The following is an 18,732-nucleotide window of genomic DNA, read 5'->3' as shown; positions in this document are numbered from 1 at the left end:
CGATCTGTCTCGACTAGCTATTACCCGGATGAGGCGGCCTTCACACGCGGCGGGACCGGCGTGTTTGGCCACGAAGCGCGCGGGCATCCGAATTGTGACGCCATCGAGGGAAGGGGTTTTGTCATGTTGTTACGCCGACTCGCCCGGCCGCTACTGGCCACCGCGTTCGTGGTCGACGGGGTTGATACGCTGCGGCACCCGGACGAGCGGGTGAAGTCCGCGAACGCACTGCTGGAACGGGGACACCGACAGCTCCCCGAAGAGATCGCCGCGAAGTTGCCATCGAATCCGTCGACCGTCGTGCAGGTCAATGCCTTCGCTCAGGTGGGCGGCGGCGTCCTGCTGGCCCTCGGCAAGGCGCCGCGACTGGCCGCTCTGGTGCTCGCCGCAACCGTCGTACCCGCCGCCGTCACCGAGCAGAACTTCTGGAACGAGCAGGATCCCGCTCGCAAGTCGGCGAAGCGGAACGCGTTCCTCAAGGATCTCGGGCTGCTCGGCGGACTGATGATCGCCGCCGCCGACACCGAGGGCAAGCCCTCGCTGGGCTGGCGCGGCCGCCGGGCAGCGCGGGACGCCGCCGCCGCGGTGACCGCGGCACTGCCGTTCGGCGCGACCTCCGACACCGCCACCGGCGCGGCACTGCGCAAACACGCGCACGAGGCCGCGGACAAGGCGCGGGCGCTGGGCGCGGCAGCCGCGAGCAAGGGCGCGGGACTCGCCGAATCGGCCCAGCGGCACCGGCCCGGGTGGGCGGAGTCGGCCAAGGAACACGGCAGCGACTGGGCCGAGGCCGCCAAGACGCACGGGCAGGAATGGGCCGAGATCGCCAGAGAACACGGGGCGGACTGGGCGGAGACGGCCAAAGAACACGGCGCGGACTGGGCGGAAATCGCGAAAGAACGCGGCGCGGACTGGGCGGAGATCGCGAAAGAACGCGGCGCGGAGTGGGCCGAGATCGCCAAGGAACGCGGCGCCGAATGGGCCGAGATCGCCAAGGAGCAAAGTGCTCACCTCGCGGATCTGGCGAAGCAGCGCGGCGCCGAATGGGCCGAGATCGCGAAAGAGCGCGGACCGGAGCTCGCCGATGCCGCCAAGGAGCGCGGAGTGCATGCGGCGCACGTCGCCCGCGAGCGGGGAGCTCAGACCGCGCACGCGGCCCGCGAGGCGATCGACTCGCGTCGCCACTGACACTCGGACCACTGGTCCTGACGGGTTCGGCGCGCTACCGGTGCGCCGGTCGGCCCGCGCCGGTCACGCGGTCCCGTCGTAACCGGGCGCCAGGCCGACCAGCCGCATCGAGCGAGCAGACCCGATGGAACCGGTCGGCCAGGCCGGTGAGCTCGATGGCGCGGTCCACCGGCCGCTCCGTGGTGATCAGCATCATCGGGCGGTGGGCGCGCGTCGCTTCGGCCTGCGCCTCGACCAGGACGCTCAGTCCCGCCGCCGCGAGGAAGGTTTCGCGCAGCGCCCTTTCCGGTCGCCACCCTAAGAGGTGTTCGCGCTCCCGCCGCAGGAAATGGTGACGGCTTCCCCGTTGAAGTGGCGGCCGTGCTCGGAGACCAGCAGCAGCATCGCCTCGGCCACCTCGGCGGGCTGGATCAGATCGCCGTTGGGCGGCCCGGATTCGATGATCGCCATCCAATCCGCCCTGGTGGGATTCTCCTTGTCCGGCACCATGAGCCGCCAGGTCGCCGGGTTCTGGATCATGTCGGTGTCCACCCCGGAGGGCAGCAGCGCGTTCACCGTGATGCCGTACTCCGCCACCTCCAGCGACAGCGACTTCACCAAGCCGAGCACGCCCCATTTGCTCGCGGCGTAGTGCGCCGCGTTGCGCACGCCCATCTTCGCCACGATGGACGAGGTGGCCACCACGCGGCCCCAGCGGCGCTCGATCATGTGCGGGACGACCGCGCGGAAGCTGTGGAACACCCCGGTCAGGTTGGTGTCGATCATGTCCCGCCACAACTGCTCGTCCATCTCGGCGACGGGCGACTGGGAGGCGATGCCCGCGTTCGCGACGAGGATGTCGATGCGGTCGAATTCCGCGAGCGCGCGCTCGGCGACCGCCCGCATGTGTTCCAAGCTGCGCACGTCGGCCTGCACGGCGACGCAGCGGCGGCCGGTCCGCTCGACCAGCGCGGCGGTCTCGGCCAGGTCGCCGGGCGTGCTCAGCTCGTAGGGGAGGCCGGACAGCGGTGCGGCGATATCGCACACCACGATGTCCGCGCCCGCGTTCGCCAACGCCAAGGCGTGCGCGCGGCCCTGCCCGCGGGCGCCGCCGGTGATCACCGCCACCCGGTCGTCGAGATTCCCCATCGCCGGCCCTTCGTCGGTCGGTACCTGCTTCGGCCGTCACCCATCGTGTCATGGGGAACGAGCCGGACGCCCGATTTTCCGCGGGTCCTGGCGCGAGTGACGATTCCCAGGACTGGGAACGACAGGACCCGGCGCCGGGCCCGACGTGCGCTTCCGCGCGCCCAGAAGGTCCACAGCCTGCGCTGACGGGGGCCACTTCATCGAATTGCGCACGGCGAGTGGAACAATGGGCACGATCCCGGCACCGGAGCGGGCGCGGCCACGGCACGGAGGAGCCGACCCGACTGCGGTACGGAGATCACATGCACCCATTTCGACCCGGTCCAGCGACCGACCGTTTGCCATGTACGCTGCGCCCCGGAACGCTCCCGCCCGTGCCCGTACGTCGTTCCGGGCACGAGCGCCGCTTCCACCATGGTTTCCTGGGGGCCCGATGACCGATTGTGAGTACCTTCTCGTGAATCTCGACCGACAGTTCGACGCCGAACCGACCGAACACGACAACACCCTCGCCGGCCGGCTCACCAGTCCGCGGCTGCGCAGGTTGCTGCACACGGCCATCGGCCTCTCCGAGGACTCCGTCGATCTGCTGACGACCATGACCACGCGGCTGCGGGCGGCCGAGGGCATGATCCTGCGCGACCCGCTCGACGACCGCTGATGCACGGGCGACGCCGGCCGGAGTACGGGCCGACGACCGCAGCGGAGTTGCCGAACCGGCAACGATATTTGCCGTTCCGGTCGACCGGCTGGATGGTGGGACCTATGCGTGCGACACCCCATCACCACCCCGACCGGACGGCGTCGACGACCGTCGAGTACTGGGAGGCTTTCTACCAGGAGCGCGACCAGATCTGGTCGGGACGTCCGAACTTCCTGCTGGTCCGCGAGATCGAAGCTCTTCCGCCCGGCACCGCGCTGGATCTGGGCTGCGCCGAGGGCGCCGACGCGATCTGGCTGGCCGAGCGCGGCTGGCGGGTCACGGCGGTCGACGTGTCGGAGACCGCGTTGGCTCGTGCCAGGACCAACGCGGCCCGGCAGGGACTGTCCGGCGACATCGATTGGCAGCGGCACGATCTGGATCGCACCTTTCCCGCCGGACGTTTCGACCTCGTCACGGCGCAGTATCTGCACTCACCGGCGGCCGAGGACGGCGAACGGACACGCATCCTGGGCCGGGCCGCCGACGCGGTGGCGCCCGGCGGGCTGTTGCTGATCGTCGGGCACGCGCAATGGCCTTCCTGGGTGCTGGAACCACCCGTCGACCTGCATTTTCCCACCACGGCCGAGGTCCGCGCCGGTCTAGCGCTCGACCCGGCCGAATGGCAGGTGGAAGTGGACGAGGTGGTCGAGCGTGCGCATCCGGGCCCGGAGGGGCAGCCGGGCACGCGTAAAGACAACATCTTACGAATTCGCCGTAGCCGACGGTTCCGCAAATAGCAGGCGAATCTCCTTGCAGCCGAGGGGAATTCGGCGCAACAGCGGGCCGAATTAACTCCGATATTACGCAGGATTCACGGCGTCGATACGGGTTTCTCGCTACTGTGGACACAGCCTACAACGCGGTGGCAATCGAGAATCTCACGTCGGTCGGGGGGAAAATCGCCCGTAGGAGAGTTCCCAGTGAAATATCCAGTATGCGCTCGCGTGCTAGGTCCATTGACGCTTGCCCTGAACAATCACAATGCAACGCCGACTGCGCAGAAGCAGCGGCAATTGCTGGCATTACTCTTGGTTCGACACGACACCGTGGTCCCGGTACCGACCCTGATCGAAGAACTGTGGAACGACGATCCGCCGCGCAGCGCAGTGACGGTCGTGCAGACATATGTGCTCGGAATTCGCAAGAAGATGGCGGAGCAGCTCGGCGTGCGGCAGAACGAGGTGACGGAACGCTTTCTGCGCACGCGCAGCAAGGGCTATTCCTTCGACGTACAGGACTGTGTGTTCGACCTGCGCGACTACCAGTCCATGTCCGCCGCCGCGCGCTGCGCCGCCAAGACCGGCGACGACGAGCGCGCGGTGGATCTGTTCAGCGCCGCGGAAGCGCTGTGGAGCGGTCCCGCGCTGGTGGACGTGGAGGGCGGCATTCCGCTCGCCGGCGAGATCTCGCATCTGGACCACCTGCGGCTGGCCAACATCGAGTTGCGGGTGGAGGCGGAGTTGCGGCTGGGCAGGCACCGCGAGGTCTGCCCAGACCTGGCACGGCTGACCGTGCAGCACCCGCTGCACGAGCGGCTGCAGGCGTATTACATGTTCGCCCTGTCCCGCTCGGGACAGCGTGCCCGCGCCCTGGCCTCCTATCAGCAGTTCAGCAGGTCCATGCAAGAGGAGTTGGGGCTCGACCCGTGCCAGAAGCTGAAGAAGCTGCACCAGGACATCCTGGCCGCCTCCGACGACTCGGTTAGCGCGATGCTCAACAGATGCCATGCCGGTTACCTGATCGGTTGGTACTCCCCCGAGTTCGGCGCCGCCGCCGAGACCGCCTGACGCCGGGCAGGGTGAGCGTCCCGCGCGCTCAGTCCCGCCCGACGAGTTCGTCCACCAGGCCGGTGGTGTGCGTGGCGGCGCGCATGGCCGGGTGGTCGAGCACCCCGCACAGGAAATCCCGGGTGGTCGCGACGCGGGCGCCGGAGATCCGGAATTCCGCCAGCGCCCGGCGCATTCTCGCCAGCGCCCGGTCGCGGTCCGGCGCCCATACCACCAATTTCGCCAGCAGCGAATCATAGTGCGGAGGTATCGAATAACCGGCGTGGGCGTGCGTGTCGACCCGGACGAACGGACCGCCGGGCGGAGTGAATTCCGCCAGGATTCCTGGGGCGGGAGCGAATTCGGCGGCAGGGTCTTCGGCATTGATCCGGCATTCGATCGCCGCGCCACGCAGAACAATATCCTGCTGCGTGATGCCGAGCGGTTCTCCCGCCGCGACTCGGATCTGCTCGGCGATGAGATCTATCCCTGTGACCATTTCGGTCACCGGATGTTCCACCTGAATTCGGCAGTTCACTTCCATGAAATAGTAATTCCCGTCCCGATCCACCAGGAATTCCACGGTGCCCGCCCCGGTGTAGCCGGCTTCGAGCACACCGTGCACGGCGGACGCGCCCATTCGCTCGGCCAGACCGTCCGGCAACAGCGGCGCCGGCGATTCCTCGATCAATTTCTGGTGCCTGCGCTGCACCGAGCAGTCGCGTTCCCCCAGGTGCACGCCGTTGCCGTAGGCGTCGCACAGCACCTGGATCTCGACGTGCCTGGCGGCGGCGAGGTACTTCTCCAGGTAGACCCGGCTGTCGCCGAACAATATTCGCGCCGTTGCCCTGGTCTCCTGATAGGCGCCCGGGAAGGCCGCGCTCTCGTGCACCACCTGCATGCCGCGTCCGCCGCCGCCCGCGGCGGCTTTGACGATCACCGGGTAACCGATCGAGTCCGCGAGCGCGTGCGCCTCGTCGAGTTCGAGTGGATCGAGGCTGCCCGGCAGCAGTGGCAGCCCCGCCTTCGCCATCAGCGTGCGCGCCGACTGCTTGTCGCCGAGCTGGGCCATCACGTCGGCGGGCGGCCCGATCAACGTGATGCCGGCCGCTCGGCACGCGTCGGCGAAATCCGCTGACTCGGAGAGGAATCCGTAGCCGGGATGGATCGCGTCCGCGCCGGTGAGATCGGCGGCGGCCAGGATCGCAGCGGCGTTCAGATAACTGCGTTTGGCCGCGGGCGGACCGATCTGCAGCGCCTCGTCCGCGAAACGCACCACCGCCGACTCGGCGTCGGCGACCGAGTACACCGCCACGGTGCGCACCCCGAGTTCGCGGCAGGTGCGCGCGACCCGCAGCGCGATCTCACCGCGGTTGGCGATCAGGACCTTTTCGAACATGACGCCACTCCTACGCGACCGACCGGACCAGGACCTGCTGCCGCGCGCCGAAGCGCCGGAACCGGGCGCGGCGCTCGTCGGCCAACTGTGCACCGCTGCGACCGGCGAGTTCGCCGAGGGTCGCGGCCAGGGCGCGGCGCAGCTGTTCGGCCGCGGCCACGGGAGCCGCGCCCACGTCGTCGCCCGGCTCGGGCAGCACCGCGTCGACCACACCGAGTCGCAGCAGGTCCCGGGCGGTCAGCGCCAGCGCGGCCGCGGCGGCAGGCGCGGCGGCGGGATCGTTCCAGACGATCGCGGCGCAGCCTTCCGGGCTGATCACCGAGTACGTGCCGTTCGCGAACATCAGCACCCGGTTGGCGACCCCGAGCGCCAGGGCTCCGCCGCTGCCGCCCTCGCCGATCACCACGCTGATCACCGGCACCCGCAACGCGGACATCAACCGGATGTTCTCCGCGATGACGATCGCCTGCCCCTGCTCCTCGGCGGTCGCGCCCGGATAGGCGCCTGGCGTGTCGATCAAGGTGATGACCGGCAGCCCGAGCTTCTCCGCCAACCGCATCAACCGCGCCGCCTTGCGATAGCCGGCCGGCGTCGGCATGCCGAAGTTGCGTTCCATCAACTCCTTGGGATCGTGTCCCTTCTGGTGGCCGATCACCATGACCGGCCGCCCGCCGAGCCGCGCCGTCCCGCCGACCACCGCGGCGCAATCGCCGGCGATCCGGTCGCCGCGCAGCTCGCGGAACTCGTCGAAGACGAGGGCGAAGTAGTCCAGCGCGGTCGGCCGTTGCGGAGACCGAGCCCGGCGCACTTGCGCCCAGGGATCGGTCGCGGGAATGCGGGCCGGATCGGTGATCGTTCCCGCGTCCGCGGGGACGAATGTCTCGGCGGGATCGACCGGCCCCGCCGCCCGCAGCAGTGCGCCGAGCGCCTGGCGCAGGCCCGCGCGCGGCACGATCAGGTCGATGAGACCGCGTTCCAGCAGGAATTCGGCGGTCTGGAACTCGAGCGGCAGCTCCTGGCGGATGGTCTGCTCGATCACGCGCCGCCCGGCGAACCCGAGCCGGGCGCCCGGTTCGGCGATCAGCACGTCGGAAAGGGTGGCGAAGGAGGCCGCGACACCACCGTAGGTGGGGTCGGTGATCAGGCTGACGGTGAGGATGCCCGCCCGGTCCAGTTGCTCCAGCGCCGCACTGGTCTTGGCCATCTGCATCAGCGACAGCGGGCCCTCCTGCATCCTGGCGCCGCCCGACGCCGTGACGATGATCAGCGGCAGACGCCGGGCCAGCGCGGTTTCGGCGGCCGCGGTGATCATCTCGCCGACCGCGGTGCCCAGGCTGCCGCCCAGGAAGCGGAAGTCCATAGCGGCGATCACCACCGGCCTGCCCTCGATGGTGGCCAGCGCGCACAGCACCGCGTCGTGCATGCCGGTGCGGGCACGCGCGGCGACCAGCCGGTCCGGGTAGGGCTTGGTATCGGTGAAGGTCAGCGGGTCTTCGTCGGTGGCGGCGACCGGCAGCGGCTCGAAGCGTCCCTGGTCGGCGAGCTGCTCGATGCGCTGCTGCGCGGTGATCGGAGTGTGCCTGCCGCATTCGCCGCAGACGCCGAGGTCGCGAGCGAACCGCTTGCCGTACAGCGGGATCAGGCATGCCGGGCAGAGCACCCAGTCCGCGGCGCCGTCTCGGCCGTGTGCTGACTTCATCACGCGTGTCTCCTTGCTCGGGAACGGGTGATCGGTCCGGGCGGCGCCGGCCGGGTGATCACAGCGACAGCCTGCGCCGCACCGCTCGAGAACAACTCGACTCACTCGCTCGAGCGAGGTTCGAGGGCCGCCGCCGATGCTCGATCGCACCATCGAAGGGAGAACGCCATGAACCTCAATGCATCCGGTGGTCCGCGATGAGCCGCCGCGTCGTCGTCACCGGGCTCGGCGTCCGCGCGCCCGGCGGGTCGGGCAAGGACGAGTTCTGGAAGCTGCTGTCCGAGGGCCGCACCGCCACCCGCCGGATCTCGTTCTTCGACGCCTCGCCGTATCGGTCCCAGGTGGCCGGCGAAGCGAACTTCGACGCGGCCGGGGAAGGATTGTCCCCCAGAGAGATCCGGCGTATGGACCGGGCGGTGCAGTTCGCCGTGGTCTGCGCGCGGGAGGCGGTGGTCGACAGCGGTCTCGACCTCGCCGCGGTCGACCCACACCGGCTCGGCGTGAGCCTCGGCAGTGCGGTCGCCGCGGCCACCAGCCTGGAGCGCGAATACCTCGTGTTGTCGGATTCCGGGAAGAACTGGCTGGTCGACGAGACGTACCTCACTCCGCACATGTTCGACTACATGATCCCCAGCGTGATGCCGGCGGAGGTCGCCTGGAGCGTGGGCGCCGAGGGGCCGGTGGCGATGGTCTCCAACGGATGCACGTCGGGACTGGACTCGGTGGGCCACGCGGTGCAGCTGATCCGCGAGGGCTCGGCCGACGTCATGGTGGCGGGCGCGTCGGACACGCCCATCACTCCGATCGTGGTGGCCTGCTTCGACGCGATCAAAGCGACTACTCCGCGCAACGACGAGGCGGAGGTGGCCTCGCGGCCGTTCGACAACTCGCGCAACGGGTTCGTGCTCGCCGAGGGCGCGGCGATGTTCGTGTTGGAGGAGTACGAGAGCGCGCGCAGGCGCGGCGCGCACATCTACGCCGAGATCTCCGGGTACGCGACCCGGTGCAACGCCTACCACATGACGGGCCTCAAGGCCGACGGCCGCGAGATGGCCGAAGCGATCCGGGTCGCGCTCGACGAATCCAGGATCGACCCGACCGGCGTGCATTACATCAACGCGCACGGCTCCGGCACCAGGCAGAACGACCGGCACGAAACCGCCGCGGTGAAGCGCAGTCTCGGCGCGCACGCCTACGTCACACCGATGAGCTCGATCAAGTCGATGGTCGGGCATTCGCTCGGCGCGATCGGCTCGGTGGAGATCGCCGCCTCGCTGCTCGCGCTGGAATACCAGGTAGTGCCGCCGACGGCGAACCTGCACGAACCCGACCCCGAATGCGATCTGGACTACGTGCCGCTGGTCGCCCGCGACCACAGGATGGACACCGTGCTCACCGTGGGCAGCGGGTTCGGCGGCTTCCAGAGCGCCATGGTGCTGCGCAAGGCGGAGGCGGTGGCGGCATGATCCTCGTGACCGGAATGGGAGTGCTCGCGCCGAACGGAACGGGCGTGGAGCGTTTCTGGGACGCCGTGCTGGCCGGGCGCGGCGGCATCGCGCCGCTCACCCGGTTCGACACCAGCCGCTCGGCGGCGCGCCTGGCCGGCCAGGTGGCCGATTTCGACGCCGGCGCGCACCTGCCGAGCCGGCTGCTGCCGCAGACGGACGTCTCGACCCGGATGGCGCTGGTCGCCGCGCAGTGGGCGCTGGACGACGCGAAGGTCGACACGGCGGCGATGACCGACTACGACATGGGCGTGGTCACCGGGAACTCCTCCGGCGGCTTCGAATTCACCCATCGCGAGTTCAACAAGCTGTGGTCGCTCGGCTCCGAGCACGTCAGCGTCTACGAGTCCTTCGCGTGGTTCTACGCGGTCAACACCGGCCAGATCTCCATCCGGCACGGCATGCGCGGGCCGAGCAGCGCCTTGGTCGCCGAGCAGGCGGGTGGCCTGGACGCGATCGGCCATGCGCGGCGCACGGTGCGGCGCGGGACGCCGCTGGTGGTCACCGGCGGGGTCGATTCGGCGCTGGATCCGTGGGGATGGGCCTCGCATCTGTCCAGCGGTGGGGTGAGCACCGCGACCGACCCCGATCGCGCGTATCTGCCGTTCGACGCCCGCGCCGCCGGATACGTGCCCGGTGAAGGCGGAGCGATGCTGGTCGTCGAAGACGCCGCCGCCGCGCGGGCCCGCGGCGTCCCCAAGGTGCACGGCGCGATCGCGGGGTACGCGTCGACCTTCGACCCGCCGCCGGGCTCCGGCCGGCCGTCGGGGCTGCGCCGCGCCGCCGAACTCGCGCTGGCCGACGCCGCGATGACGCCCGGTGACATCGCTGTCGTATTCGCCGACGCCTCCGGCATACCCGATCGCGACCGCGACGAGGCCGCCGCCATCGAGGCGCTGTTCGGGCCGGGCGGCGTTCCGGTCACCGCGTCGAAACCGTTGACCGGGCGTCTGTTCTCCGGCGCGGGTCCACTCGACGTCGTCACCGCATTGCTGGCGATGCGCGACTCGGTGATTCCGCCGACCGCGCACACCACCACGCTCGCCGAGGACTGCCGGATCGATCTGGTACTCGGCGACCCGCGCTCCGCCACCGTCGGCGGCGCGCTCGTCCTGGCCCGCGGGCGCTGGGGTTTCAACTCCGCGGTCGTCGTGCGCGCCGTATCCGATCGAGATCTGCCGAGGAGCGAATCATGACCATGACCATCACCCAGCTACGCCAGATTCTGGTCGACTGCGCGGGCGGCGAGGACCTCGCCGAACTCGGCGGCGACATCGCCACCGTGGAATTCGAGGAGCTGGGCTACGACTCGCTCGCGCTCATCGAGACCGCGGCGCGGATTCAGCGCGAGTTCGGCGTGACGATCCCGGAGGAAGAACTCGTCGAGGTCAAGACGCCGCAAGAGCTGGTCGACATCGTGAACACCCAACTGCAAGGCGCGGCATGAGCGGGCGGGGCCAGGGCCGCAGCAGGCAGCGCGGCGTGACCACGCAGGGCCGCGCGCACGTCATGGAGGACAGGGCATGAGCGCCGAGGTGATGAGCCACACGAGAGTGGTGCAGGCCGAGCCCGAGGTCGTCTACGGCCTGGTCGCCGACGTGACCAGGTGGCCGGTGATCTTCGAGCCGAGCGTGCTGGTGCGCCATCTGCACCGCGGGCCGGACGAGGAGCGCTTCCGGCTGTGGGCGAGGGTCGGCGGCGCGGTGCAGAACTGGACGTCGCGGCGAGTGCTGGACGCCGAGCAGCGCCAGATCGCCTTCGAGCAGGAACGCAGCCACGCGCCGATCGCGTCGATGGGCGGCGGCTGGTCGTTCCGCGAGATCGGCCCCGGCGCCACGAAAGTCACCTTGGACCACCACTTCACGGTGCTGGACGGGGCCGATGCCGCGCAGGTCGCCGCGTCGGTCGATCGCAACAGCGTGATCGAGCTCGCGGCGCTGGGCCGCATCGCCGAGCTCGGCCACCCGGTGGACGAGGTGATCCACACCTTCGAGGACACCGTGACGCTGGAGTGCTCGGCCGCCGAGGCGTACGACTTCGTCTATCACAGCGAACGCTGGCCCGAGCAGGTGCCACACGTCGGCCGGATCGAACTCACCGAAGACGCCGAGGGCGTGCAGCTGATGGAGATGGACACGGTGACGGCGGGCGGTATCCCGCACACCACCAAGTCGATCCGGGTGTGTGTGTCCGGCGAACGAATCGATTACAAGCAGCTGGTGCCGCCCGCGATCCTGCTCGGCCACAGCGGTGCCTGGGAGTTCGCCGACGGACCGGACGGCGCGGTGGTGACCGCGCGGCACACGGTCGCGATCGATCCCGAGGCCGCGCGCGCGACCCTGGGGGCGAATACCGAGCTCGCCGACGCCCGCGCGTACCTCACCGAAGCGCTGTCGGCCAACAGCCGCAATACCCTGCGGTGCGCGCAACGCTATGCCGCGACGACGAAGTCGCCGACATGACCGCCACCGAGACGGCCGCGACACCGCAGGTGCGCGAGATCGCCGACGGCGTCTACGCCTACACCCACAGCCGCGGCGGCTGGTGCGTCAGCAACGCCGGCGTGCTGACCGGACCGGACGGCGCGGTGGTGATCGACACGCTGGCCACGGAAGGGCGCACCCGGGCGCTCGTCGAGTTCGTCGGCGGGCTGGGTACCGGCCCGGCCCGCACCATCGTGAACACCCACCATCACGGCGACCACAACTTCGGCAACCATCTGTTCGGCCCGGCCGCCGTGGTGGTCGGCCACGACCGGATCCGGCCCGAGATGATCGAGACCGGCCTGGCGCTGACGAAGCTGTGGCCGGACGTCGAATGGGGCGATGCGCGGGTCACGTTGCCGAGCATCACGTTCAGCTATCACCTGACCCTGCATCTGGGCGAACGCCGCGCGGAGCTCCTCCACTTCGGCACGGCCGCGCACACCACCAACGACGTGGTGGCGTGGCTGCCGGAGGAACGCGTGCTGTTCGCCGGAGACCTGGTGATGGCGGGCGCGGCGCCGTTCTGCCTGATGGGGTCGGTCAGCGGTTCGATCACCGCGATCCGGCGGCTGGCCGCGCTGGGTGCCGAGACGGTCGTCGCCGGACACGGCCCGGTCACCGGCCCGGAGATCTTCGACCAGACGCTGCGCTACCTGCGCTGGGTACAGGACCTCGCCAGGGAGGGACGCGCACTCGGGCTGACCCCGCTGGCGATCGCGCTGGAGGCCGATCACGGTGAGTTCGCCGATCTGGTCGATCAGGAGCGGTTGGTCGGCAACCTGTATCGCGCGGACGCGGAACTGTCCGGCGGCGAGCCCGGTGAGCCGCTGGACGTGCTCGCGATCTTCGACGAGATGGTGCTCTACAACGGCGGGCAGGTGCCGGCATGCCTGGCGTGAGCACCGAATCCGTGCGGGTCTGCGTGATCGGCGGCGGGCCCGCCGGCCTGATGACCGGCCTGCTGTTGGCACGCTCCGGCGTGGCGGTGCTCGTGCTGGAGAAGCATCCGGACTTCCTGCGGGATTTCCGGGGCGACACCGTGCACACCTCGACCCTGCTCGCGCTGCGCGAACTCGGCTTGGCCGAGGAGTTCCTCGCGCTGCCGCACGTCGAGCTGCCCCAGCTGCCGATGGCGACCGCCACCGGTCCCGTGGTGTTCGCCGACTTCAGTGCCCTGCCCGGGCCCTTCCCGTTCGTGGCGTTCATGCCGCAGTGGGACGTGCTGAATTTCCTCGCCGAGGCGGGCGGGCGCTACCCCGGCTTCCGGTTGGTGCGGGAAGCGGAGGTCACCGACTTGATCCAGCGTGACGGCGTGGTGGTCGGCGTGCGCGCCGAGACGGCCGGTGGTCGGCTGGAAGTCGCCGCCGATCTGGTGATCGCGGCCGACGGACGGCATTCGATCGTGCGCCGGTCGGGACTGCTCGAAGTCGCCGCCACCGCGGCGCCCATGGACGTGCTCTGGTTCCGCGTCGGCAAGCCGGAGGGCGAGCGCCTGCCCACGGTGCGCAGCGGGAAGGGATTCTTCGTCGTCTGCATCGATCGCGGCGACTACTTGCAGGTCGCGTACATGATTCCGAAGGGCGGCTTCGCGACGATCCGCGCGGCGGGGCTGGCGCGGTTCCGCGCGGATCTGTCCGCCATCTATCCCGTGCTCGCGCCGCGTCTGGACGCGGAGATCCTGGACTGGGACGACGTAAAACCGCTCGACGTCCGGGTGGATCGGCTGCGCCGCTGGTACCGCCCCGGGCTGCTGGCGATCGGGGACGCGGCGCACGCGATGTCCCCGGCGGGCGGGGTGGGAATCAATCTGGCGGTGCAGGACGCCATCGCGACCGCCCGGCTGCTCGCGCCGATCCTCGCCACGGGCGCGACCGCGTCCACGGCCCAGCTGCGCACCGTTCAGCGCCGCCGCGAATTCCCCATGCGCGTGGTGCAATTCGCGCAGTTGCACCTGCTGGCCGACCTCTACCCCAGCGCGGGACGACCCGGGACCGACAAGCCGCTGCTGGTCCGGCTGCTGCGCCGTTTCCCGCGCCTGCCCCGGCTGGTGGCCCGGGTGATCGGCGTCGGCATCCGGCCCGAGCCGGTGCCGCCCGCGACCGAAACCCGCACGGCCCTCACGAAACTCAGGGAGAACTGATCGTGTCGACTTACCTGCTCATTCATGGCGCCTTCCACGGCGGTTGGGTTTGGCAGCGGGTGACTCCGCTGCTGGAAGCGGCGGGGCACCGTGTCCTGGCCCCCTCGCTGGTCGGTCTCGGCGACCGCGCGGACCTGCTCAGCCCCGACGTCGGCCTCGACACCCATGTTCAGGATCTGCTCGACCTGGTCACCGCCGAAGATCTGACCGACATCGTCCTGGTGGGCCACAGCTACGCGGGCATCGTCGTCACCGCGCTGGCCGACGCCGTGCCGGACCGCATCGCCGAACTCGTCTACCTCGACACCTTCGTGCCCCGTGACGGCGAAGCGGTGTCCGACATCATGCCGGGCATGGTGGACGCCTTCGCCGCCGCGGCGGCCGCCACCGGCGACGGCTGGCTGGTGCCGCCGCAAACCGAGCCGACCGGCGACGGCGGCCTGTACGGCGTCACGGCGGAACCCGATCTCAGCTGGCTGGCGTCCCTGCAGACGCCGCAATCGCTGAAGACCTTCCAGCAGCCGATGACACTGACGAATCCCGCTGCGCTGGAGGCGATCCCGGTGCGGCACGTCTATTGCAGCGATGGCGGCGACGACTTCAAAGCGATGCGCGCCGCCATGCCGCGTACCCTGCCGCCGGCGGATCTGCCTCCCGGCCGCCTGCACGTACTCCCCACCGGGCACGACTGCATGATCACGATGCCGCGTGAGCTGGCCGGATGCCTGCTCGAACGCTCCGTCCGGCCGGCACCGGCGCCCTAGCCACCGGCTGGCATCCACCGGATCTCAGCCCGCTGTCTCCCCCATGTCATAGGCGGCGCGCGCCGCGAGGACCTCGCCGAGGTGCTGGGAAGACCAGGCCACGATGCTGCCGAACACCGGGGTGAGCGTTCTGGCCAGCGGCGTCGCCTCGTATTCGACGCGCGGCGGGACCTCGGGATGGTAGGTGCGCGCGACCAGACCGTCGCGTTCGAGCTGACGCAGGCGCTGGGTGAGGACCTTGGGGGTCAAGCCGGGGATGCGCTGTTGCAGTTCGGTGAAGCGCAGCTTGCCGTCGTGGGTGAGCACCCAGAGCACCTGGGTGCACCAGCGGCCGAACACCAGGTCGATGACGGGTGTGATCGGACAAGGATCGACGGGCGTTCCCGGCGCGGCTGGCATACGTCCTCCCGGTAAGTCACTTTCCTCTTGGTTACTACTATACTTTGGAAAGTAATCTGTTCCCAGGGGAAGCGAGCACGCGAAACCGAAGGGAGCACAGTCATGACGACGACAACAACGGACGGCCGCCTGGATCTGCCGCGGCGCTCCGGCGACCGGCCACGCACCCGTGCGCACAATCCACACCAGCAGCTCGACCAGATCGCGCCGCCCGAGTTGCAAGAGGAGCTGTGGTCGCGGATGACCACGCTCGACGGCGTCCTGCTCGGCCGCAGCGGAGTCTCCCTACCCGACACCCGGGCCCTGCACCTGCGGCCGACGATCGCCCAAGGGCCCGGCGAGGCGTACCTCGCCGGCACCGAATTCGCCCACCTGCACGGGCACGGGGACGGCAGCCTGCATATGTGCTTGCCGAAAGACGCGGTAGCGCAGGCTGTTTCGCAGGGATGGGCGGAGTCGCATCCGATGGCGCGGCAGGGGTACCTGCCGGGCACCCTGGTGATGGTGTACGGGCCGCGCGATCGCGAGGAGCTGGAGGTCGTCTGGCAGCTGGTGCGAATAAGTCACGGCTTCGCCGCCCGGCCGACTACAGCGTGATTAGAGCGGCGGCAGTCATCGTCGGTGTCATGCACGCAACCGATCTTGTCGGCACCTGGGAACTGTTGTCCTACTACGACATCGACGAGCAGGGCATCACCAGCCGGGGACCACTCGGCGACGCACCGCGCGGCCTGCTGATCTACGACGCGCACGGCTCCATGTCGGTGAGCATGATGCGCACGGACGGGGCCGCGGGAGTCACTCCATTCATGGGATACGCGGGCACCTGGCGGCGCACCGGCGCGGAGGTGGTGCACGCGATCAGCGTGTGTTCCAACCCGGCCATGGCGCGGACCGAGCAGGTGCGGCAGATGTCGCTGAACGGCGACGTTCTGACGCTGATCGGCGCCGCACAGGTCGGCGGGCGGACACAACGCCGGGTGCTCACCTGGCGTCGCAGCCGCCCGCCGGAACCGGACCGTCATTCCGGGGAATACGAGAACAGGGGCTCGTCGAATTGAACCGGTTCGCCGTCTTCCTTCAGTATTCCGGTGATCACACCGCCGGCCTGGGCCGTCACCGGGATCATCAACTTCATCGCCTCCACGATGCCGACCTGCTGCCCGGCGCTCACCCGGTCGCCGACCGCGACGAACGGGTCCGCGCCCGGCTCGGGGCATCGATAGAACACGCCGACGCTGGGGGCGCGCACAACCGCACCGAGCACCTCCGGCGCCGCGACGGCTTCCACCGCGGCCACCGCGAGCGGTGCGGGCACCGGCGGGCCGGCTTCGGCCCACTCGGCCTCGACGGTCACCTCCCCCACCTGGAAGCGCAGCGCGCTCGGCTGTCGCGGAAAACCCGCGAGCAACTGCAACGCGCCGGTCTGGATCGCCTCCAGCACCCGCAGATAGTCCTCGTGTCCGGTGGTGCGGGCGTTCTCCTCCACTGCGGTCATCGCCGTCCCTCCTTGTCAGTAATTGCCCAGCCCGCCACAGACGTTCAGCGCCTGCGCGGTGACGGCGCCCGCCCCGGGACCGATCAGATAGTCCACCATCGCCGCCACCTCGAACGGCTGCACATAGCGGCCGATCGGCACCCGCGCACTGACCCGGGCGTGCACCTCGTCGGTATCCACGCCCCACAGCCCGGAATACACCTCGCGCACCCGCTCGGCCATCGGCGTCTCCACGAATCCGGGGCACACGGCGTTCACGGTGATCCCGGTCTTGGCCAGTTCGAGGCCGAGCGCCTTGGTGAAGCCGACCACACCATGCTTGGACGCGGAGTACGGAGCCCCGTGCACCACGCCCTGCTTGCCGCCGGTGGAGGCGATGTTGACGATGCGGCCGCTGCCACGTTCGAGCATGCCGCCCGCGTTCAGCACCGCCTTCGTCATCAGGAACACGCTGTTGAGGTTGGTGTTGATCACGTCGAACCACAGGTCGTCGGATACCTGCGCGGTGACGCCGCCACCGCTGCGGCCCGCGTTGTTGATCAGGATGTCGATCGGTCCGTAGCGCCGCACACCCGCGTCGACGTACTCGCGGACCTGGGCGGCGTCGGCGACATCGCACACGGTGCCGTCCACCTCGTGACCGTCATCCTGCATGCTCTTCACCGTGTCGGTCACCCGCTGCTGATCGCGAGCGCAGAGGAACACCGCAATGCCCTTGGCCGCCAAACTTTTGGTGATCTCCAGGCCCATTCCGCTGGTCGCTCCGGTGACCAGCGCGACGCGCCGATTTTCCGCCATGACTCCTCCATCGGTCGAACTTCCGAACTCGCCGGGCTTCTCGACCACCAGGGTCGACCCGCGTCCTATAGATCCGGTCAACCGCGTGCCGGACTCGGCTCAACCGGGGCTCTAGCGGCGTGTACCACGCTGGCGTGCAGCCGAGCCCCGCCGCGACCACAGGAGCAACCATGACCACCGTCGCCAGCCGCACCGAGTTGTACGCCGAGGTCCAGCAGTTCTACGCCGAGCAGATGCAGCGGCTGGACAACCGCGACATCCCCGGCTACGCCGCGACCTTCACCGAGGACGCCGAGTTCGAGCACACGCCTGGCATTCCACCCGCTCGAACCAGGGCGGGAATCGTCGCCGACCTGGTCGAATTCCACAAGCGCTTCGAAACCGACCCGATGCAGCGCAGACACTGGTTCAACATGATCAACCTGCAACCGCAGGACGACGGGACCATCGTGTCCACCGCCTACTGCCTGGTGGTGAAGATCCGTCCGAACAGCAAGCCGGAGATCGCGCCGAGCTGCGTCGTGCACGACGTGCTCGTCCGCGCCGACGGCGGGTTGCTGACCCGGTCGCGGCGCGTCGTCCACGACTGATCCGACTTACCATTCGAGGAGAAACCGTGAATTCCGTTCAGCCTGCCTTGCTCACGCTCGCCGCCGACGCCCAGGACCTGCTGTTCCGGGAGGCTCGCACGGCGAACGCCTTCACCGCTGAGCCGGTCACCGACGAGCAGATCCGCGATATCTACGAGCTGGTCAAATACGGACCGACGTCGATGAACCAGCAACCGCTGCGGGTCGTTCTGGTGCGCAGCCCGGAGGCCAGGGCGCGGCTGGTCACCCACATGATCGACAACAACAAGCCGAAGACCGCCGCCGCGCCGCTGTCGGCGATCCTGGCCGCCGACCTGAATTTCCACGAGCACCTGCCCAAGGTCTTCCCGCACGCTCCGGAGGCCAAGGACTACTTCGCCGACCCCGGCTATCGTGCCGAGTCCGCGCGCTGCAACGCGCTGATCCAGATCGGCTACTTCATCCTCGGCGTCCGCGCCGCCGGGCTGGCGGCGGGCCCGATGACCGGTTTCGACGGCGCGGGCCTGGACGAGGATTTCTTCCCCGGCGGTGAAAACACCGGCCTCGTCGTGGTCAACATCGGCAAACCCGGCCAGAACGCATGGTTCCCGCGTTCACCGCGACTGGAGTACGCGGAGGTGGTCAGCACGGTGTGATCCGGGCGAGCGAGTGACGAGGGCCGCCCGGCCG

At 69.5% G+C, this 18,732-nt stretch carries 21 protein-coding genes; 15 read left to right on the top strand and 6 right to left on the bottom strand.

Features of this window, described 5'->3' with window-relative positions; translation table 11 throughout:
* Positions 1–123: 123 nt before the first annotated feature.
* On the top strand, positions 124–1,188 hold the full coding sequence (locus tag ACT89H_RS00290; protein WP_445106433.1) for a DoxX family protein: 1,065 nt from the start codon (positions 124–126) through the stop codon (positions 1,186–1,188).
* 297 nt (positions 1,189–1,485) lie between these two features.
* Here ACT89H_RS00290 and ACT89H_RS00285 read toward each other — a convergent pair whose 3' ends face one another.
* Positions 1,486–2,316 carry a mycofactocin-coupled SDR family oxidoreductase gene (locus ACT89H_RS00285; RefSeq protein WP_445106432.1) on the bottom strand — a complete coding sequence of 277 codons (831 nt, stop codon included), beginning with the start codon at positions 2,314–2,316 and terminating at the stop codon, positions 1,486–1,488.
* A 457-nt stretch (positions 2,317–2,773) separates the two neighbouring features.
* On the opposite strand from ACT89H_RS00285, the gene ACT89H_RS00280 reads away from it, so the two are divergent.
* From ACT89H_RS00280 to ACT89H_RS00270, 3 genes are all read left to right on the top strand, one after another.
* Positions 2,774–2,977 carry a hypothetical protein gene (locus ACT89H_RS00280; RefSeq protein ID WP_445106431.1) on the top strand — a complete coding sequence of 68 codons (204 nt, stop codon included), beginning with the start codon at positions 2,774–2,776 and terminating at the stop codon, positions 2,975–2,977.
* Between the two features lie 104 nt (positions 2,978–3,081).
* Positions 3,082–3,756: a class I SAM-dependent methyltransferase gene (locus ACT89H_RS00275; protein ID WP_445106430.1), complete on the top strand. Its 675-nt coding sequence runs from the start codon at positions 3,082–3,084 to the stop codon at positions 3,754–3,756.
* Positions 3,757–3,939: 183 nt separating this feature from the next.
* Positions 3,940–4,806, top strand: coding sequence for an AfsR/SARP family transcriptional regulator (locus ACT89H_RS00270; protein ID WP_445106429.1), 867 nt, complete (start codon positions 3,940–3,942; stop codon positions 4,804–4,806).
* A gap of 28 nt (positions 4,807–4,834) precedes the next feature.
* Here the strand turns inward: ACT89H_RS00270 and ACT89H_RS00265 are convergent, their stop codons facing one another.
* Together ACT89H_RS00265 and ACT89H_RS00260 are read right to left on the bottom strand one after the other, a co-directional pair.
* Complete coding sequence (locus ACT89H_RS00265) at positions 4,835–6,184, bottom strand: acetyl-CoA carboxylase biotin carboxylase subunit (RefSeq protein WP_445106428.1); 1,350 nt, start codon at positions 6,182–6,184, stop codon at positions 4,835–4,837.
* 10 nt (positions 6,185–6,194) lie between these two features.
* Positions 6,195–7,883, bottom strand: a complete 1,689-nt coding sequence (locus ACT89H_RS00260; RefSeq protein ID WP_445106427.1) for an acetyl-CoA carboxylase carboxyltransferase subunit alpha — start codon at positions 7,881–7,883, stop codon at positions 6,195–6,197.
* 197 nt (positions 7,884–8,080) lie between these two features.
* Here ACT89H_RS00260 and ACT89H_RS00255 point away from each other — a divergent pair, with 197 nt between their 5' ends.
* From ACT89H_RS00255 to ACT89H_RS00225, 7 genes are all read left to right on the top strand, one after another.
* On the top strand, positions 8,081–9,349 hold the full coding sequence (locus tag ACT89H_RS00255) for a beta-ketoacyl-[acyl-carrier-protein] synthase family protein (protein WP_445106426.1): 1,269 nt from the start codon (positions 8,081–8,083) through the stop codon (positions 9,347–9,349).
* Complete coding sequence (locus ACT89H_RS00250; protein ID WP_445106425.1) at positions 9,346–10,584, top strand: ketosynthase chain-length factor; 1,239 nt, start codon at positions 9,346–9,348, stop codon at positions 10,582–10,584. Before ACT89H_RS00255 ends, ACT89H_RS00250 begins: the two co-directional genes overlap by 4 nt.
* Positions 10,581–10,835 carry an acyl carrier protein gene (locus ACT89H_RS00245; RefSeq protein WP_445106424.1) on the top strand — a complete coding sequence of 85 codons (255 nt, stop codon included), beginning with the start codon at positions 10,581–10,583 and terminating at the stop codon, positions 10,833–10,835. The genes ACT89H_RS00250 and ACT89H_RS00245 overlap by 4 nt, the downstream gene beginning before the upstream one ends.
* Before the next feature lie 76 nt (positions 10,836–10,911).
* Positions 10,912–11,850, top strand: a complete 939-nt coding sequence (locus ACT89H_RS00240) for an aromatase/cyclase (RefSeq protein ID WP_445106423.1) — start codon at positions 10,912–10,914, stop codon at positions 11,848–11,850.
* Entirely contained in the window at positions 11,808–12,773 is a 966-nt protein-coding gene (locus ACT89H_RS00235) for an MBL fold metallo-hydrolase (protein WP_445106422.1), read from the top strand. The genes ACT89H_RS00240 and ACT89H_RS00235 overlap by 43 nt, the downstream gene beginning before the upstream one ends.
* Positions 12,761–14,014 (top strand): FAD-dependent oxidoreductase, encoded by a 1,254-nt coding sequence (locus ACT89H_RS00230; protein ID WP_445106421.1) that lies wholly within the window; start codon positions 12,761–12,763, stop codon positions 14,012–14,014. Before ACT89H_RS00235 ends, ACT89H_RS00230 begins: the two co-directional genes overlap by 13 nt.
* Positions 14,015–14,016: 2 nt before the next feature.
* Positions 14,017–14,778: an alpha/beta fold hydrolase gene (locus ACT89H_RS00225; protein ID WP_445106420.1), complete on the top strand. Its 762-nt coding sequence runs from the start codon at positions 14,017–14,019 to the stop codon at positions 14,776–14,778.
* Between the two features lie 24 nt (positions 14,779–14,802).
* On the opposite strand, the gene ACT89H_RS00220 is transcribed toward ACT89H_RS00225, so the two are convergent.
* On the bottom strand, positions 14,803–15,177 hold the full coding sequence (locus ACT89H_RS00220; protein WP_445106419.1) for a winged helix-turn-helix transcriptional regulator: 375 nt from the start codon (positions 15,175–15,177) through the stop codon (positions 14,803–14,805).
* A gap of 102 nt (positions 15,178–15,279) precedes the next feature.
* On the opposite strand from ACT89H_RS00220, the gene ACT89H_RS00215 reads away from it, so the two are divergent.
* Positions 15,280–15,774: a luciferase domain-containing protein gene (locus tag ACT89H_RS00215; protein WP_445106418.1), complete on the top strand. Its 495-nt coding sequence runs from the start codon at positions 15,280–15,282 to the stop codon at positions 15,772–15,774.
* Between the two features lie 29 nt (positions 15,775–15,803).
* Positions 15,804–16,238 (top strand): lipocalin-like domain-containing protein, encoded by a 435-nt coding sequence (locus ACT89H_RS00210; protein ID WP_445106417.1) that lies wholly within the window; start codon positions 15,804–15,806, stop codon positions 16,236–16,238.
* On the opposite strand, the gene ACT89H_RS00205 is transcribed toward ACT89H_RS00210, so the two are convergent.
* Together ACT89H_RS00205 and ACT89H_RS00200 are read right to left on the bottom strand one after the other, a co-directional pair.
* The gene (locus ACT89H_RS00205) at positions 16,199–16,675 is read right to left on the bottom strand and encodes an acetyl-CoA carboxylase biotin carboxyl carrier protein (RefSeq protein ID WP_445106416.1); all 477 of its coding nucleotides are present in this window, start codon (positions 16,673–16,675) and stop codon (positions 16,199–16,201) included. The genes ACT89H_RS00210 and ACT89H_RS00205 overlap by 40 nt on opposite strands.
* Positions 16,676–16,690: 15 nt before the next feature.
* Entirely contained in the window at positions 16,691–17,473 is a 783-nt protein-coding gene (locus ACT89H_RS00200; protein WP_445106415.1) for an SDR family NAD(P)-dependent oxidoreductase, read from the bottom strand.
* A gap of 170 nt (positions 17,474–17,643) precedes the next feature.
* Between ACT89H_RS00200 and ACT89H_RS00195 the strand changes: the two genes are divergently transcribed.
* Both ACT89H_RS00195 and ACT89H_RS00190 read left to right on the top strand, forming a co-directional pair.
* Positions 17,644–18,063 (top strand): nuclear transport factor 2 family protein, encoded by a 420-nt coding sequence (locus ACT89H_RS00195; protein ID WP_445106414.1) that lies wholly within the window; start codon positions 17,644–17,646, stop codon positions 18,061–18,063.
* Positions 18,064–18,089: 26 nt separating this feature from the next.
* Positions 18,090–18,698 (top strand): malonic semialdehyde reductase, encoded by a 609-nt coding sequence (locus ACT89H_RS00190; RefSeq protein ID WP_445106413.1) that lies wholly within the window; start codon positions 18,090–18,092, stop codon positions 18,696–18,698.
* Positions 18,699–18,732 lie beyond the last annotated feature (34 nt).

Source organism: Nocardia aegles (genome assembly GCF_052545135.1).
The sequence above is the reverse complement of the archived record's forward strand: the minus strand, read 5'-3'. Positions and strand labels throughout refer to the sequence as shown.